The organism is Klebsiella sp. JB_Kp004 (genome assembly GCF_040065795.1).
Classification (GTDB): Bacteria; Pseudomonadota; Gammaproteobacteria; order Enterobacterales; family Enterobacteriaceae; genus Klebsiella; species Klebsiella quasipneumoniae.
In genome coordinates this window covers 238,088-253,797 of record NZ_JBEAKW010000004.1, presented here as the reverse complement: position 1 = coordinate 253,797, position 15,710 = coordinate 238,088, and the positions used below count along the sequence as shown (strand labels likewise).

Annotated in this window: 27 protein-coding genes; 26 read left to right on the top strand and 1 reads right to left on the bottom strand. The window is 51.3% G+C overall.

Features of this window, described 5'->3' with window-relative positions:
• The first annotated feature begins 61 nt into the window (after positions 1-61).
• From ABLX76_RS05495 to ABLX76_RS05470, 6 genes are read left to right on the top strand one after another with little or no spacing between them, the layout of a single operon-like run.
• Positions 62-274: a DUF4222 domain-containing protein gene (locus tag ABLX76_RS05495; RefSeq protein WP_023317571.1), complete on the top strand. Its 213-nt coding sequence runs from the start codon at positions 62-64 to the stop codon at positions 272-274.
• Positions 231-1,145, top strand: coding sequence for a conserved phage C-terminal domain-containing protein (locus ABLX76_RS05490; RefSeq protein ID WP_323093891.1), 915 nt, complete (start codon positions 231-233; stop codon positions 1,143-1,145). Before ABLX76_RS05495 ends, ABLX76_RS05490 begins: the two co-directional genes overlap by 44 nt.
• A complete protein-coding gene (locus ABLX76_RS05485; protein ID WP_348874151.1) occupies positions 1,142-1,951 on the top strand; it encodes a Dam family site-specific DNA-(adenine-N6)-methyltransferase in 810 nt (269 codons plus the stop codon). Before ABLX76_RS05490 ends, ABLX76_RS05485 begins: the two co-directional genes overlap by 4 nt.
• A gap of 9 nt (positions 1,952-1,960) precedes the next feature.
• Positions 1,961-2,338: a RusA family crossover junction endodeoxyribonuclease gene (locus ABLX76_RS05480; protein ID WP_348874149.1), complete on the top strand. Its 378-nt coding sequence runs from the start codon at positions 1,961-1,963 to the stop codon at positions 2,336-2,338.
• Between the two features lie 12 nt (positions 2,339-2,350).
• Positions 2,351-3,331, top strand: a complete 981-nt coding sequence (locus ABLX76_RS05475) for a DUF968 domain-containing protein (protein WP_348874147.1) — start codon at positions 2,351-2,353, stop codon at positions 3,329-3,331.
• 18 nt (positions 3,332-3,349) lie between these two features.
• Positions 3,350-3,715: an antiterminator Q family protein gene (locus ABLX76_RS05470; RefSeq protein ID WP_323093896.1), complete on the top strand. Its 366-nt coding sequence runs from the start codon at positions 3,350-3,352 to the stop codon at positions 3,713-3,715.
• Positions 3,716-3,777: 62 nt separating this feature from the next.
• Here ABLX76_RS05470 and ABLX76_RS05465 read toward each other — a convergent pair whose 3' ends face one another.
• Complete coding sequence (locus ABLX76_RS05465) at positions 3,778-4,596, bottom strand: TIR domain-containing protein (protein WP_086528484.1); 819 nt, start codon at positions 4,594-4,596, stop codon at positions 3,778-3,780.
• A 275-nt stretch (positions 4,597-4,871) separates the two neighbouring features.
• On the opposite strand from ABLX76_RS05465, the gene ABLX76_RS05460 reads away from it, so the two are divergent.
• The 20 genes from ABLX76_RS05460 to ABLX76_RS05365 all read left to right on the top strand — a co-directional run bounded on the left by ABLX76_RS05460 (position 4,872) and on the right by ABLX76_RS05365 (position 15,669).
• Positions 4,872-5,258 carry a phage holin family protein gene (locus ABLX76_RS05460; protein ID WP_086528485.1) on the top strand — a complete coding sequence of 129 codons (387 nt, stop codon included), beginning with the start codon at positions 4,872-4,874 and terminating at the stop codon, positions 5,256-5,258.
• The gene (locus ABLX76_RS05455) at positions 5,245-5,526 is read left to right on the top strand and encodes a phage holin family protein (RefSeq protein WP_117029166.1); all 282 of its coding nucleotides are present in this window, start codon (positions 5,245-5,247) and stop codon (positions 5,524-5,526) included. The genes ABLX76_RS05460 and ABLX76_RS05455 overlap by 14 nt, the downstream gene beginning before the upstream one ends.
• Positions 5,526-6,155: a glycoside hydrolase family 19 protein gene (locus tag ABLX76_RS05450; RefSeq protein WP_323093903.1), complete on the top strand. Its 630-nt coding sequence runs from the start codon at positions 5,526-5,528 to the stop codon at positions 6,153-6,155. The genes ABLX76_RS05455 and ABLX76_RS05450 overlap by 1 nt, the downstream gene beginning before the upstream one ends.
• A gap of 2 nt (positions 6,156-6,157) precedes the next feature.
• Positions 6,158-6,433 carry a hypothetical protein gene (locus ABLX76_RS05445; RefSeq protein ID WP_211657965.1) on the top strand — a complete coding sequence of 92 codons (276 nt, stop codon included), beginning with the start codon at positions 6,158-6,160 and terminating at the stop codon, positions 6,431-6,433.
• The gene (locus tag ABLX76_RS05440; RefSeq protein WP_065520060.1) at positions 6,384-6,572 is read left to right on the top strand and encodes a hypothetical protein; all 189 of its coding nucleotides are present in this window, start codon (positions 6,384-6,386) and stop codon (positions 6,570-6,572) included. The genes ABLX76_RS05445 and ABLX76_RS05440 overlap by 50 nt, the downstream gene beginning before the upstream one ends.
• Before the next feature lie 388 nt (positions 6,573-6,960).
• Complete coding sequence (locus ABLX76_RS05435) at positions 6,961-7,206, top strand: DUF2560 family protein (RefSeq protein ID WP_048271635.1); 246 nt, start codon at positions 6,961-6,963, stop codon at positions 7,204-7,206.
• Positions 7,207-7,324: 118 nt separating this feature from the next.
• Positions 7,325-7,810, top strand: coding sequence for a hypothetical protein (locus ABLX76_RS05430; protein ID WP_086551337.1), 486 nt, complete (start codon positions 7,325-7,327; stop codon positions 7,808-7,810).
• Between the two features lie 68 nt (positions 7,811-7,878).
• Positions 7,879-8,169 (top strand): HNH endonuclease, encoded by a 291-nt coding sequence (locus ABLX76_RS05425; protein WP_049109190.1) that lies wholly within the window; start codon positions 7,879-7,881, stop codon positions 8,167-8,169.
• Positions 8,170-8,181: 12 nt separating this feature from the next.
• The gene (locus ABLX76_RS05420; protein WP_323093909.1) at positions 8,182-8,391 is read left to right on the top strand and encodes a serine acetyltransferase; all 210 of its coding nucleotides are present in this window, start codon (positions 8,182-8,184) and stop codon (positions 8,389-8,391) included.
• 121 nt (positions 8,392-8,512) lie between these two features.
• Positions 8,513-8,947: a hypothetical protein gene (locus ABLX76_RS05415; protein WP_004143905.1), complete on the top strand. Its 435-nt coding sequence runs from the start codon at positions 8,513-8,515 to the stop codon at positions 8,945-8,947.
• A gap of 9 nt (positions 8,948-8,956) precedes the next feature.
• A complete protein-coding gene (locus ABLX76_RS05410; protein WP_004143904.1) occupies positions 8,957-10,489 on the top strand; it encodes a terminase TerL endonuclease subunit in 1,533 nt (510 codons plus the stop codon).
• A gap of 2 nt (positions 10,490-10,491) precedes the next feature.
• Positions 10,492-11,769: a phage portal protein gene (locus ABLX76_RS05405; protein ID WP_004143903.1), complete on the top strand. Its 1,278-nt coding sequence runs from the start codon at positions 10,492-10,494 to the stop codon at positions 11,767-11,769.
• A gap of 17 nt (positions 11,770-11,786) precedes the next feature.
• Positions 11,787-12,455 (top strand): HK97 family phage prohead protease, encoded by a 669-nt coding sequence (locus tag ABLX76_RS05400; RefSeq protein WP_004184715.1) that lies wholly within the window; start codon positions 11,787-11,789, stop codon positions 12,453-12,455.
• An 11-nt stretch (positions 12,456-12,466) separates the two neighbouring features.
• A complete protein-coding gene (locus ABLX76_RS05395) occupies positions 12,467-13,630 on the top strand; it encodes a phage major capsid protein (RefSeq protein ID WP_031591503.1) in 1,164 nt (387 codons plus the stop codon).
• A gap of 36 nt (positions 13,631-13,666) precedes the next feature.
• Entirely contained in the window at positions 13,667-13,909 is a 243-nt protein-coding gene (locus ABLX76_RS05390) for a hypothetical protein (RefSeq protein ID WP_044067369.1), read from the top strand.
• A complete protein-coding gene (locus ABLX76_RS05385; protein ID WP_117045525.1) occupies positions 13,857-14,183 on the top strand; it encodes a head-tail connector protein in 327 nt (108 codons plus the stop codon). The genes ABLX76_RS05390 and ABLX76_RS05385 overlap by 53 nt, the downstream gene beginning before the upstream one ends.
• A gap of 60 nt (positions 14,184-14,243) precedes the next feature.
• Positions 14,244-14,441 (top strand): hypothetical protein, encoded by a 198-nt coding sequence (locus ABLX76_RS05380; RefSeq protein WP_004899632.1) that lies wholly within the window; start codon positions 14,244-14,246, stop codon positions 14,439-14,441.
• Position 14,442: 1 nt separating this feature from the next.
• Complete coding sequence (locus tag ABLX76_RS05375) at positions 14,443-14,775, top strand: phage head closure protein (RefSeq protein ID WP_004184710.1); 333 nt, start codon at positions 14,443-14,445, stop codon at positions 14,773-14,775.
• Complete coding sequence (locus ABLX76_RS05370) at positions 14,768-15,307, top strand: HK97-gp10 family putative phage morphogenesis protein (protein ID WP_348874140.1); 540 nt, start codon at positions 14,768-14,770, stop codon at positions 15,305-15,307. Before ABLX76_RS05375 ends, ABLX76_RS05370 begins: the two co-directional genes overlap by 8 nt.
• A complete protein-coding gene (locus ABLX76_RS05365; RefSeq protein WP_004104227.1) occupies positions 15,304-15,669 on the top strand; it encodes a DUF3168 domain-containing protein in 366 nt (121 codons plus the stop codon). Before ABLX76_RS05370 ends, ABLX76_RS05365 begins: the two co-directional genes overlap by 4 nt.
• Positions 15,670-15,710: the final 41 nt, after the last annotated feature.

Genomic DNA, 15,710 nt, shown 5'->3' with positions numbered 1-15,710 from the left:
CTGTCTGCTACCAGTTTGCTCAGTGGGTGGTAGGGGACTTTAACGGCCAGGCGGAGAAAGTATGCGAGAGCTCAACCGATGGTTCAGAGATCACTACGGCGTCCCGGTCAGGGTCATACGCTGGGAGCCCCAGACACAGCGCGTTATATACCTGCGCGAAGGGTATAAGCACGAGTGTTTCAGCCCCCTCGAGCAGTTCAGACGAAAATTCAGGGAAATAGAGGGGTCTTATGAGCCTGTTAATGCCATCAAGGCCGATAGTCATCAATCCTGACCTTGCGTACAGCATAGGCCTGAATGAAGCCATTGCGCTGCAGCAGCTTAACTACTGGCTGCAGGAGACTAACTCAGGGCTGGAGCGTGACGGCGTACGCTGGATCTACAACACGACAGAGCAATGGCTGGAGCAATTCCCGTTCTGGTCTGAATCCACTCTGAAGCGCACCTTCACCCGGCTGAAGAGCCTGGGCGTGCTTAAAGTTGAGCAGCTGAACAAATCCCAGCGCGACATGACGAACTACTACACGATCAACTACGACAGCTCGCTTTTAGATGAGGTCAAAGTGACCAAGTCGAAGAAGTCAAAATGCGCCGCTCCAACAGGTCAAAATGACACGATGGAAGAGGTCAATGTGAAACGCTCCACCGGGTCAAAACGAACCGCTGTCATCAGGTCAAATTGGCACGATGATCTTACAGAGAATACAACAGAGAGTACTACAGAGATTACAGGTAAAGACTCTTGTCCGGTTGCGCTGCAACCAGACCAGACCGATCCGGCAGATCTCGTTCTGGATCATTTCAATCGGGTAACCAACTCGACCTATGGCAAGGGGGGACGAACCAAAACGACGCTGGGTTATATCCGGGGACGCCTGGCCGAAGATTACAGCCCTGAAGACCTGATGCTGGTGGTTGACTACCTGAACGCGAAATGGGCTCAGGATCCGAAGATGAGCGATTACCTGCGGCCCAAAACGCTGTTTGCTCCCGAGAACTGCGTCGAGTATTTCGACAAGGCCAAAAAATGGGAGGCCGCCGGATGCCCAGCCTGGACTGGCGGCAAGTGGGTTAAACAAGACACGGCGTTCAAGTCCAGTTATTCCGACGTGGATTATTCAGTGCCAGCGGGGTTCCGCTCATGAGTAAGCCATTTTTGAAATGGGCTGGTGGAAAGTATACCCAGCTGGCTGACCTGTTCGTGCAAATCCCGGCAGGGAAACGTCTGATAGAGCCATTCGTGGGTGGTGGGTCGGTATTCCTGAACAGCGAAAAGCACGCAGATTACCTGCTGGCGGACGTTAATCCGGACCTGATTAATCTGTACCAGATGTTAGCGGTGGTGCCGGATGAAGTGGAATTGAAGGCCCGCTGGATGTTCGAGCACATGCGGTCACCAGATCGCTATGAGCTGATCCGTTCCGAGTTCAACGCACAGACGCTGGATGCTACTGAAAGCGCAGCTGCATTCCTGTATCTCAACCGGCATTTCTTCAATGGCCTGATGCGCTACAACCAGGCGAACAAGTTCAATGTGGGCTGGGGAGGCTACAAGGCTCCGTATTACCCGATGGATGAGATGAAAGCCTTCGCGGCTATGGCGCATAACTGCGTATTCATGACCGCTGACTACCGCCGAACTATCAGCCTGGCCGGGAAAGGGGATGTGGTTTACTGCGATCCGCCTTACGAACCGATGCCGGGAACAACCGGATTCACCGCCTACGTCGCTGGTGGTTTTAGCTGGGAGAACCAGGTAGACCTGGCGAAGCAATGTGTATCTGCCTTTCACCGTGGGGCTCGGGTAGTGATTTCTAACTCATCTGCACCGAAGGTTCTCGACCTGTACCGGGAGCATGGTTTTAACCTGCAATTCATCAACGCGCGCCGTTCGATCTCCTGCAAAAGCAGTACGCGGGAAGTCGCAAAAGACGTTGTAGCGATCCTTTAAGGGGGCTAAATGAAACTGACTTTACCATTTCCACCGAGCGTAAATAGATACTGGCGCGCCCCGAGCAAGGGACCGCTGAAAGGCAGGCATCTGGTTAGCGAGACTGGGCGCAAGTTCCAGCAGGCAGCGAGAGCGGCGATTATTGAGCAACTGCGGGCCGTTCCCCGGCCATCCTCTGATCTGGCTGAGGTTCACATAGTGTTGTATCCGCCTGATCAGCGCCGTCGGGATATCGATAACTACAACAAAGCGCTGTTCGATGCCCTGACTCTAACAGGCGTCTGGGAAGACGACAGTCAGGTTAAGCGCATGCTGGTGGAGTGGGGAAACATCGTGAAGAAAGGGAAAGTAGAAATCACCATCCGTCGTTTTCGTGCAGCTGCCTGACGTGGAGATGATATGAGAGCACTACTAACCCCTGAGATTGCCCCACGCATGGGCGTTGTTCTTCTTCGCCCAGGTGCTGATCTCATGCCGATGTTCAGGAGAGGGCGAGTACTGATTGAACCTGCACCTGAAAAATACAGTGACTACGCAACCGGCGTCATCCCTCCCGCCACGCAGCCACTGGCAGAAGACCCGGTTTTGAAGCCAGTATTCGAAAACAAAGACGTCATTCTGCGCGCGGGTGGTATTAGCTCGCTGGAGGCCGAGCTGGAGCGTCGTTTTGAATGCCAGTATCCGCACGGCTCGTGGCACAGCGAAAATTTTACGCTGTTCCGGCATGAGCCTGGCAGCATCCGCCTTTGCTGGGCCTGCAATAACCTGCTGCGTGATCAGTACACAGAGACGCTGGCAGGCATTGCGCGTGAGAACCTGGTATCCTGGTTGATAACGGTCATCCGCTCACAGCTGGGGTTCAACGAAGACCATCAACTGACGATCCCCGAGTTGTGCTGGTGGCTGGTAATAAACAATCTGGCGCACGTAATCCCTGAATCGTTGGCCCGTAAAGCACTGCGATTGCCGGAAATAAAGCATCAACCAGTGATGAAGGAGAGCGATATTGTGCCGGAGCCAGCGGCGAGCGAAGTGGTGCAGAAAAAGATTCTTGGTCTTCGCGTAGATCCTGAAACGCCGGGCGCACTCATGCTGCGACCAAAGCGCCGCCGCTGGGTAAACGAGAGCTGGACGCGCTGGGTTAAGTCTCAGTCGTGTGTCTGCTGTAACAAACAAGCAGATGATCCCCATCACCTGATAGGCCACGGACAAGGTGGAATGGGAACAAAAGCGCATGACCTGTTTGTGTTGCCGCTTTGCAGAGCGCATCACGACGAGTTGCACGCTGACACCGTGGCATTTGAGGAGAAGCACGGCTCACAGCTGGAGTTGCTGTTTCGATTTCTGGATCGTTCGCTGGCAATTGGCGTGCTGGCTTAATTCAGTGGAGATGAGTTAATGCGTGATATTTCTTTGGTACTGGAACGATGGGGAAGTTGGGCTGCAATGGATAGCAGTGGTGTGGATTATTCTCACATAGCGGCAGGTTTTAAAGGGCTACTTCCTCATACTGGTAAAACACGGCCATGTTGCACCGACGATGATGCTCTGATTATTGAAGGTTGCTTGGCAAGATTGCAAAGTAAGAAACCGTATGAGCATAGCTTGCTTGTGGCTCATTATCTTTATGGTATTTCCAAACGAAAAATAGCTAAAGCACAAAAAAAAGATGAAAAAGTAATACGTATTGAAATCCAGATGGCTGAAGGATTCATTGATGGATGTCTTTCTATGCTAGAAGTCAAATTGGATATGCATATTTAAAAAAATTAAGCATCAGATGGGTATATACCATCTGGTGCTTATGTAGTTAATAATTAATTTTTTTATTTGTTTTGTTTTAACGGTCTTTTTTTGATACCAAATGCTTCCATATGCTCTCTGATTAAGCTGAAAATAACATTATCAGGAAGACCATATGGAGTAAGATTCATAGCTATCTCTGACTCATCCGTTAATCCAGAGTTTATTAGCTTTAAGATTTCATTGCTTATGATTTCTTTTAAACTAGCACTCTCAAGCAAGAGTTTGCTCTTAAACTTCGAGCTTGAGTACACTTCATTTTCCAGATCTCTGATCTTATGTGTTAATGTTCTTGTGTTTGACAATATCTCAGAAAGTATGTCTTGTTCAGACCTTGGTGGAATAACTACTCCAGGAGGGTTATCAGATAAGGCTTGTTTAAAGCTACCATCAAACTGAGGCCAATATGTATCGAATACTTGTCTTAAAATTCTTTCATCTAGAGCTTTTTCAGAAAGACATGCATTTATAGTTCTTGTTAATTCCCAGACGCTACTACTATTTGGGGTTGTGTGATTAAATTGAGCAAGTGGGTCATGTAAGTCGGATGGTTCTAAGTCAATTAAAAAAGTACATACCCTATTTGTTGTAAGTCCTTTAGCTAAAGCTCCTGTCTCAAATAGAATCCATGGTTTGTCTTTGTTTTCCTGAGTTAAACAGACAATGCCTACTGAAACATCTTTTAATTTGTCATTTATTTCCGAAAACCAAATGGCTCCACGGTCAATATCTCTTGTGGAAATCCAGGGCTGGGAGGCTTGGATCACACACTTAAGCCAATCATTGAATAACTCTGCCACAGCTCTACTTCTTGGGCCAGACCAACTTATGAATACCTTCATTTTTATTCCTTCAAGTGTAAAAGTGAATCAGATTATCATTTTTATATATTACATGAAAATAAGACAAAAACATCTAACGCGGTCCGCATTTTATTGTGTATCGTGTTAAGAGTAGTCACTTCAACACACCGCTTAGTCATCAAACCTCGTAAAATGGCGAGGTTTTTTCATCTCAGGCCGAGGCTAAAATCGCAGATAAATCATGAATATGTGAGCTTGCGGTCTGAACCTATTCCCTCGTTTATGAGAGGATTAACTGCTATTGAGGGGGGCCAATGTCCGAACCTATAACCGGCACAGGCTTAGCTGGTGGCGTTTTAACAGGGGCGAGTGTTTACGGGTTGTTAACCGGTACTGACTACGGCGTTGTGTTTGGGGCATTTGCTGGTTCTGTCTTTTATATAGCGACAGCGGCCGATTTGAGCGCCCCACGACGGATGGCCTATTTCGTTGTGTCCTATATCGCTGGAGTTCTGTGCTCCGGACTGGTCGGTTCAAAGCTATCCGACCTTACCGGGTATAACGATAAGCCTCTGGATGCTATTGGTGCCGTAATCATTTCGGCATTGGCCGTGAAAATACTCACCTTCATGAACAATCAGGATATTGGCTCGCTGGTGGCGCTAATAACGCGACGGGGAGGTTCCGGTGGTACTAAATGATCCTACTGCAACCATCAATGCGCTGTTGTGTGCTGGTGTCGTTGTTACGTTGATGTTCTATCGCCGCAGAGACTCACGTCATCGGAAGTGGGTATCTCGGCTGGCATGGCTGATAACAGTGATATATAGCTCTGTGCCGTTGGCGTATCTGTGCGGCATCTATCCCTATTCATCATGGCCCATCGTTGCGGCCAATATAATGATCCTTGTTGTGCTGCTGAGCGTAAGAGGCAATGTAGCGCGACTGGTTGATGTACTGAGGCACTAATGAATCAAACACAATTCCAGAAGGCGGCTGGTATTAGCGCCGGGTTAGCTGCGCGCTGGTTTCCGCATATTACAGCCGCGATGAAAGAGTTCGGCATCACTGCTCCACTCGATCAGGCAATGTTCATTGCTCAATGCGGCCATGAAAGCCTCGGATTTAACAGGGTGGTGGAGAATTTCAACTACAGCATCGCTGGGCTTGCTGATTTTGTTCGTTACGGCAGGTTAACGCAGGCCCAGGCCAATTCCCTCGGGCGCAGCCAGTCGGAAACAGTGTTACCTCTGGAGCGCCAGCGGGCTATCGCCAACATTGTCTATAGCAAGCGGTTGGGTAACAACAGGGCAACTGATGGCTGGGTTTATCGAGGGCGCGGACTTATTCAAATAACCGGACTTTCTAATTACCGGGACTGCGGCAACGGGCTGAAGGTTGATCTGGTGGCTCAGCCAGAATTACTGGAGCAGTCCTCCTACGCGGCCCGTAGTGCAGCATGGTTCTATGTCTCAAAAGGTTGCTTGAAATATCTGGGTGATCTTGTCCGGGTCACGCAGATTATCAACGGCGGACAAAACGGGATTAATAACCGGCGCGCCCGCTTCCTGAAAGCAAAATCGGTACTGGTGGTGTGATTATGGGAATCGAAGCTATCGCGGGGCTGGTGGTTGTCATCCTGGCTGCTATCACTGGCGCGTTCGGCATTGGTCATGCTCGTGGGACCAGTAAGGCGGAAGCCAAAGCCGATCAGCAGCGTACCGAAGAGAAGGCCGCCGCCACCGTCGCCGCGGCAGAACGTAAGGCGGAAGTTGTGAAAGGGGCCAGTGATGTACAGCAGAGTGTTAGTCATATGCCTGATGACGATGTTGATCGGGAGCTGCGCGAAAAGTTTACCCGCCCCGGTAGTCGTTGATACGGCCTGCAGCTGGGTGCGGATCATCTACCTGACCGACCACGATATCGACGTGCTGGATAAGCAGACCAAGCGCGACATTCTGGCGCACAACAAAGCAGTGCAGGCCAACTGCCAGAGCATTACCCCTACTCATTGAGTTAAATAAATGGCCTCATCCTTGAGGTCCACGGGTAAGTAAACGCAAGGTCTTTTATGTAATGGCTCTTTTAGCCTAGGAGCCAACTCAGAAACAACAAGCGTAAGCGGTAGATATTTATGATTTTTTTCTGCTGCTTATCCACAACCTACCGAAGAGGCTAAGAAATGATTGCAACCATAGGAACCATTATCGTTTGGACGCTCATTGTTGTGGGTGGAGTTATTGGGATTCTGTGCGCGTTTATCGGTCTTATGTTCCTCATTAACTTTCCCATTCGCTAACCCCACCAAGGGATAAACCAGCCTTCATCCCCACGTGAGGATATTACAGAAGCCACTGACCGAGTGGCTTCGATAATGCTCCCCACATCGCACAGAGGTAAAACATGGCAGAGATCACACCGGCAGAACAGATTCGACTGAATCTGCTTTCCACCCTGAACTACGACACCGCGGCCGCTGCTAAGGCGATTGAGTTCGTCCAGGATAGCCAGCTCAAATATCAGCTGTTCATCCAGCAGTACAGTCGCGTGACAACTGAATCCGAAGTGGTGGCGCGGACCATCAAAGCAGTTCAGGAATCGACCGAGGCGCTGGCGCTGTTTGATACCGCGGCTGAGCAGGCTAGTTAAGGCATTACAGCAGGCATTCACTGAGTGCCTGTGATAATGCAAACAAAACCATTTTGGATGAGAAAAATTTCTGTCTTGAGGGTAAAATGCTGTTTCTTGTAAATCGTAAGGAGAAACCATGCATATTACCTTTAAGGATATTCAGCAGCGATATAAAGAATTGCAGACCAAATTCAGTAATCGTAAATCTGAATTGCAAGAATCGGCGAGAAAGTTAGTTTCTGAATATAAAGACTCTCTATCCCTGCCATCAGATTCATGGATTGATGCCAATAAAGTACCTCACCCATATGTTTCCGTGGGTACATTTAACGAAAAAAGGTTGTTCCAGCAGATGCCTATTGCTGGATTTGATCTCGATAACGAGTACAGATTGAACTTCAAAATTTCGACCGTCGTTGACGACTCGGAGTATGGTGGCGGCTCACATCATGTAGTTTCCGTTTCAATGTGGAAATCCAATGGGCGATTGAATGTTGAGTTAGCTGAAGGTAAAAAATCATTCTTGGTTTCCGATCCAAATGATAACAATGCATTCTTTGAAGTTTGTCGTGGTATCAAGGAGTTAGTAGTTTCAGGTGTTACTGACTCTCGCTTAGATTGATGTAATTCTTATGACTTTTTCGAAATGAAGCCACCGGCATTTGCTGGTGGCTTTTTATTGGAGTGAATATGGCTTCCAGTTCACCCTGGCATCATCTCTATAACACCAAACGTTGGTACCGGTTGCGTTATCACCAGCTTCAGAAGCAGCCACTCTGCGAGTTTCACCTCAGACGAAATCAGGTGATATCCGCAACCGTTGTTGACCACATCAAACCTCATAAGGGCGATGAAACCCTTTTCCACAACCCGGACAATCTTCAGTCGCTATGCAAGCGCTGCCACGACTCGGTTAAGCAACGCATGGAGAAGGGCGGAACGGTTACCGAGTTCGACAATGAAGGCAGGGTTATCTGGTAACAGGAGCACGCAATGCAAGACATGAAGATTGAATACCAGGATGGCAAGCTGGTGGAGCTGAGCATTGATGGTGTGAGCTTTCTTTCTGCATCCGCCATCTCCTTCAGTCATACAGCAAAAGAGACGCTACCAACGATCATCCTGACAATGTCTGTCGGTGTCGGTGAGCGCCTGATGTTACACAGTCCTCCCCTTGAAAACCTGCGGATCATCGAGAAATGATAATTTTTCTCATTATCAGCCCGAGAGGGTGGGGGGAGGGGTAAAACTCTGGCGGCAATCGTAAAAAGACCGCGCCCCCAGTTTTCTTTTCAAAAACGTCCAGAAAAAAAGGAAAAAAGCGATGGCACAGCGAGGCAGAAAATCTCTTGCCGCGACGACGGCTGTGTCGCTTCCGGCTCTGGCTGAAAGCAGGCTGCAGCCCTCGTTACACCTTAGCGATCCAGAGATAAACGTTTGGATCAGACTGGTTAACGATAACCCGGCCAGCTCATTTACTGAAACACATCGCGACATGATGGAAATGTACTGTCGGCATGTGGTGCAGGCGAGACTGTTAACCACTCAGATCGAGGAGTTTGAGCTGGAGTGGCTGGCTCGGGATGATGGGCTGAAGCGCTACGATAAATTGCTCACGATGCGCGAGCGTGAAGTGCGTTCTGCGTCTTCACTGGCAACGCGACTGCGTATCACCCGGCAGGCGACTGCTGATCCTAAAACAGTAGGACGCGCCAACAAAAATCTGCCGCGGGAGAAAAAACCCTGGGAAATTGAATAAGGCTCTTCGATGGCTAAAAAAACTCTGACAAGAGCCGAGAGGAATATCCTCTGGTGCGAAAGAAATATTTATATTCCCGAAGGTAAGTTTGTCGGCCAGCCGCTGAAAATGGCTGAGTTCATGAAGGATGACTTCAGAGCCATTTTCGACAACAAGCATGGTACACGTCGCGCGATCATCAGTCGCGGGCGAAAAAACGCCAAAACGGTGGAAACCGCCATGCTGATGCTGCTCTACCTGGTAGGGCCCGAGGCTGCACCGAACTCGCAGCTGTATTCTGCGGCACGCTCACGCGACCAGGCGGCCATTCTGTTTAACCTGGCCTCGAAGATGTGCCGGATGAACCCGGTACTAATGCAGTACGTTGCGATCAAGGATTCAGCAAAAGAAATCCACTGCCCTGAGCTGGGTTCTTATTACCGCGCACTGAGTGCCGAAGCTACCACGGCCTACGGTTTCTCGCCGCGATTTGTCGCACACGACGAACTGGGCCAGGTTCGTGGGCCGCGAGACCCGCTTTATGAAGCGCTGGAAACCGCCACCGCTGCACAGGATAACCCTATTTCGATAATCATCAGCACCCAGGCGCCCGATGCGAGCGACCTGCTTAGCCTGCTGATTGATGATGGACTGACCGGAGCCGATCCCCGGACGGTGGTCCGGCTTCAGACCGCGCCGGAAGATATCGATCCTTTCTCTGTTGAGGCCATCAGGCTGGCAAACCCGGCCTTCGATGTGTTCATGAACCAGAAAGAAGTGCTGGATATGGCCGCCAGTGCGAAACGCCTGCCGTCTCGCCAGGCAGAGTTTGAGAACCTTGTGTTAAACCGCAGGGTTGAAGCGAAAAGCCCCTTCGTTAGCCAGAGTGTCTGGCATATGAACAAGGAGGAACCCGGCGAACTGGCGGGGGCTACCGTCTGGGGTGGTCTCGATCTTTCCAGCGTGTCAGACCTGACCGCACTGGTGCTGAACACCACGCAGGGCGATGTGCACTGTAAGTTCTGGCTACCAGAGGAAGGGCTGGCAGATAAGGCGCGTAACGATCGTGTGCCTTATGACATATGGGCGAAGCAAGGCTGGCTAAACACGACACCAGGTAAGGCTATCGAGTATGGATTTATCGCCAGGGAGCTGCGGCGCGTTTTTGATCTCTGTAACGTCAGGGCGCTGGCGTTTGACCGCTATAACATGCGATTCCTTCGCCCGCATCTCATCGATGCTGGTTTCACAGATGTGGAGCTCGAACGATTCGTAGAGTTCGGTCAGGGGTTTGTTTCCATGTCGCCTGCGCTCAGGGAGCTGGAAGCCAAACTGCTCGGTGCGCAGTTGAAGCACGGCAATCATCCGATCCTCGAAATGTGCGCCAAAAACGCCACGGTAATCACTGACCCTGCCGGTAACCGAAAGTTTGTAAAAGGTAAGTCGAGCGGACGTATCGACGGCATGGTCGCGCTGGCGATGTCTATTGGCGCGCAGACCAGTGACGAGGTAGAGGAGCAGGGTGACGTTAATGATTTCATTTACAACTTTTTGAGCGTGTAAAAATGGCAGATACCGATTACAGCATTGACCTGCGGACGCGATCGCCATTCTGGGCGCGCATGGCCTCTATCCTGACCGGCGGTCGCCTGGTGACACCCGATAAGGGCTCGCAAATGGCGGGTACGTCAGCGCACGGTGTGGTTGGTGATTCTGTTGTGACTGATGAGCGTAATATGCAAATCAGTACGGTATGGGCCTGCATCAGGTTAATCTCCACCGTAACAGCATCTTTACCACTCGATGTTTATCAGACCAAAAATGATCAGCGCACGAAAGTGGACAACAGTCACCCCCTTGCGAAACTGCTGAGATTCCGTCCCAACAACTTCATGACCGCTCTTGAGTTTCGCGAAGCAATGACTATGCAGTTATGTGCCTACGGCAACGCCTATGCACATGTTGAGCGAAACGGTGTTGGTGACGTGATTAGCATGGTTCCACTGATGAGCGCCAATATGGAAGTTCGGCTCAGCGATAACGGTAAAAATATTATCTACCGCTACCGACGGGACACTGAATACGCCGACTTTTCACAGAAAGAAATTTTTCATCTCAAAGGATTTGGCTTCAATGGTCTGACTGGTCTTTCGCCGCTGGCATTCAGTGCGAAGTCTGCTGGTGTGGCCATAGCGATGGAAGATAACCAGCGTGAATTTTTCGCCAACGGTGCGAAGTCTCCGCAGATCCTGATGACTGACGGCAAGGTGCTGACGAAAGAGCAGCGCGGGCAACTGGAGGAAAACTTTAAGGAGATTGCTGGTGGCCCGGTCAAAAAGCGGCTTTGGATCCTTGAGAGCGGCTTCACCACGCAACCTATCGGCGTTTCGCCTCAGGATTCAGAAATTCTGGCTGCGCGTAAATTTCAGGTCGCCGAACTGGCGCGATTTTACGGCGTGCCTCCACATCTGGTCGGCGACGTGGACAAAACCACCTCCTGGGGATCGGGGATTGAACAGCAAAACCTGGGCTTTCTCCAGTATACCCTCAAACCCTACCTTGATCGGTGGGAGTACAGCATTGAGCGCTGGCTGGTCAAAGAGTCAGAACAGGGCGTCATTCACGCCGAGCATAACCTCGACGGGCTGTTGCGCGGTGATTCAACAAGCCGAGCATCATTTATGCAAATCATGGTAAACACCGGTATTCGGACCGTTAACGAGGTTCGAAGGCTGGATAACCTGCCGCCGCTGCCCGGAGGTGATGTGGCGACACGGCAGTCGCAGAACGTGCCCATTACCGATCTCGGAACAAACAAAGAGCCCCGCAATGCCGGGGCTTAATTTTTATGGGGGCTATGATGCCTGACATTCAGAAGACGCTGGCTTTCGACCAGACAGAAATCAAGTTCATCGGCGACGGCAGTAAGGGAACATTTGAAGGGTATGCCTCGGTTTTTAATAACACCGACGCCGATGGCGACATTATTTTGCCTGGTGCGTTCGCTGGTGTGATTGCTAATCAGAGCCGCAAGGTGGCCATGTTCTTTAACCACCAGACACGCGCTATCCCGGTCGGTAAATGGGATGCCATGCATGAAGATGACAAGGGGCTATTTGTCCGTGGTCAACTTACTCCAGGGCTTAGCCTGGCCGAAGACCTGAAAGCTGCCATGCAGCATGGCACGGTTGAAGGGATGTCAGTGGGGTTTTCCGTTGGGCCTGATGATTACACCGTTGGCACGTCAGGGCTCATCTTCAAAAACATCTCTTACCTGCGGGAAATTAGCGTCTGTACTTTCCCGGCCAACGAGCTCGCTGGCGTAACAGCCATGAAGAGCATCGACAGCATCAAATCTATTCGCGATGCGGAGGCCTGGCTGAGGGATTCAGTCGGGCTTTCGCGTTCAGAAGCACAGGCATTTATCGCCCGTGTTAAGTCTGCAGGCCGAAGCGAGTTCGGTAGCGACGACATTGACGCGCTGGCACAGCGCATTAACTCATTTGCCGCTAACCTGCGGACACCTTAACGGAGTGACACATGTCTGAATTATCTGTACTGGAAAAAGCTATCGAAAACTCCCAAAAAGAAGTAAAGGAGCTTATCGAAGAACAGCGTAAATCCATCAACCAGACCGGTGAAATCAACAAGCAGCTGCAGATCGATCTGACGAAAGCACAGGAAGAACTGAAAGCCACCGGCACCCGCCTGTTCGATCTTGAGCAGAAACTGGCCGGAAACTCTCCTGATCAGACTGCGCAGAAGTCATTTGCTCAGCGCGTATCTGAAGACCTGATGAAGGGCTGGGACGGCTCGCGTACCAAAGCGAAAGTTACCAGTTTTGATAAAGCGATTGGTTCGGGTGCAGCGTCGGCAGGTGCCCTGGTCCAGCCGCAGCAGCTGCCGGGTATTCTTATGCCTGGTCTTCGCCGTCTGACCGTGCGTGACTTGCTGGCACAGGGGCGTATCACCAGTAACGCGCTGGAATACGTGCGCGAAAACGTGTTTACCAACGCTGCAGCACCAGTGGCAGAAGGTACCCTCAAGCCGGAAAGCAACATCACTTTCACCAAAGAAACGGCGAACGTGAAAACTATCGCCCACTGGATCCAGGCATCGCGCCAGATCATGGATGATGCCCCGGCGCTCGAGTCTTACATCAATTCCCGCATGATGTACGGACTGGCGCTGGTGGAAGAGAACCAGATGCTGAACGGGGACGGTACCGGCGATAACCTGCAGGGGCTCAACGTAGTAGCGAACGACTACGAAACCACACTCAACGCAACCGGAGATACTGGCGCTGATGTTCTGGCACACGCCATCTATCAGGTATCGCTGAGTGAGTTCGAAGCCGACGGCATCATTCTGAACCCGGCGGACTGGCACCGTATTGCTCTGCTGAAGGACGCTAACGGCAATTACATCCTCGGTGGCCCGCAGGCGTTTGCCTCGAAAGTGCTTTGGGGGCTTCCGGTGGTGTCGACCACGGCGCAGACGGCAGGCAAATTCACCGTTGGCGCGTTTGGCCTGGCGTCGCAGGTTTGGGATCGCATGGATGCCACCATCGAGATCAGCAACCAGGACCGCGATAACTTCGTTAAAAACATGCTGACCATCCTTTGCGAAGAGCGCCTGGCGCTGGCCCACTATCGCCCGGCAGCGATTGTGACGGGTGATATTGCTGTCAGCACTGGTGCATAACAAAAGGGCGCGGCCAGCAATGGCCGCGTAAACGCGATGAAAATTAAAGCTCTCCGTATGTTCTCGCATTATCACCTGGGAACGGTATCTCAGGGGGAAATCCGCGAGGTGCATAAAGAAATCGGCGAAGTACTGGTGAAACTGCATCTGGCCGAGGCGGTTGAGCCGGAAAAGGCAACAGACTCTGGTTCTGCGGAGCCTGCTAAAGCCAAACCAGGGGGTAAAGGTGGAAATAAGCGAGGAACAGCTGGCGCAGATAAAGGCGCATCTGAAGGTTGATGGTGACGACGAAGATACGCTTATTTCTGCCTATGCGTCGGCCTCCGTCGATTATGTTGAGCGGTTCTGCGACGGTGCGCTGGTCGAAACATTAACGCCGCCAGTGGAAGGGGAAACTCAGCCCCGCGAGGTTATTTTTACTTCCGGCATCTGGGCGGCAATGCTTTTGCTGATTGGACACTGGTTTGCGAACCGCGAAGCGGCAGCGCAGAACCTATCGGAAGTTCCGCTGGGCGTTGAGGCGCTGCTGATTAGGCACCGGAGGTGGAACTAATGGGCTGCTCAGGATGTGCTAAAAGGCGTGAGTGGTTAAAAAAGTGGACGAAAATAGCCTATGAACGAGCAACTGGTAAACGCGCTGATAGCAGCGCTGAGAGAACAAACAGCAGCACAGCGAGAGCAGACGGAAGCGATAAACCGCCTGGCTGAGTCTAACGTCGCCCTGTCCGATGTGATTATCCAGTCGCTTGCCGGCGATCTCGAAGAGGCGCCAGAGCAGCAAACCTATCTGAGTGGGAAACCAAGGGGGTGATATGCAGGCCGGAAAATTGCGTCACAGGATCACCCTGCAGGAACCGGTCAAAGAACAGAACCCGACAACGGGAGCCGTAATTAATACCTGGCGCGATGTCGCAACCCTTTGGGCCGAAGTCGCTCCTTTATCCGCACGTGAGTTTATCGCCGCCCAGGCCTCTCAGGGCGAAGTTACCACCCGGATAACGATTCGTTACCGTGAGGGTGTTACCCGCAAACATCGGATCCTGTTTCGTGGCCGCATCTACAACATTGAGGGCGTTTTACCTGATCCACGGAGCGGCAGGGAATACCTGACACTGCCTTGTTCAGAAGGGGCTAACGATGGCTGATGGCGTGGAAGTAAACCTGACTGGCCTCGATTCCGTCCTGGGGAAACTGGATGCCGTCTCACAGGTCACTCGCGATAAATCCGGTCGTGCAGCGCTGCGTAAAGCGGCAAACGTCATCAGGGACAGAGCGCGCAATAATGCCGCGCGGGTAGATGATCCTCTCACCAAAGAGGCTATCTACAAAAACATTGTGGTCAGCTTCAGCAGCAAGGCGTTTCGTAGAACCGGCGATCCAACGTTTCGTGTCGGGGTGATGGGCGGTGCCAGGCAATACGCCAATACGAAGGCCAACGTCCGAAAAGGCAGGGCGGGTAAAAGTTATAACACTGCCGGAGATAAAGGTAATCCCGGCGGGGATACCTGGTACTGGCGATTCCTTGAATTCGGCACAGAACATGCTGCAGCGAGGCCAATAATTAGGCCTGCACTGAATGGGGTCGATGCCGATGTGATTAACGTTTTTGCTGTGGAGCTGGAAAAGTCCATTGATCGCGCTGTGCGATGGGCGGCTAAAAAAGGAACTCCGGTATGATTGCTCCAATATTTGCAGTTTGCGCAGCCAGCCAGGCAGTCAGGGATTTGTTAGGTTCAAATCCCGTGCGGCTTTATCCGTTCGGTATGCAGGACGATAATATCGTTTACCCCTATGCAGTCTGGCAAAACATAGGCGGCTCACCTGAAAATTATCTGAACCAGCGGCCAGATGCAGATCACTATTCTCTGCAGGTTGATGTCTATGGTGATACTGACACCGACGTGATCGCCGTTGCCCGTGCTTTACGCGACGCGATTGAGGGCAAGGCCTATATCACCCGATGGGGTGAACAAAGCCGCGATCCTGAAACAATGCGATACCGCTATTCCTTCGATGTTGACTGGATAACGCCCAGATAACCAACAACCCCAAACTGACCCGCCTTGTGCGGGTTTTTCTT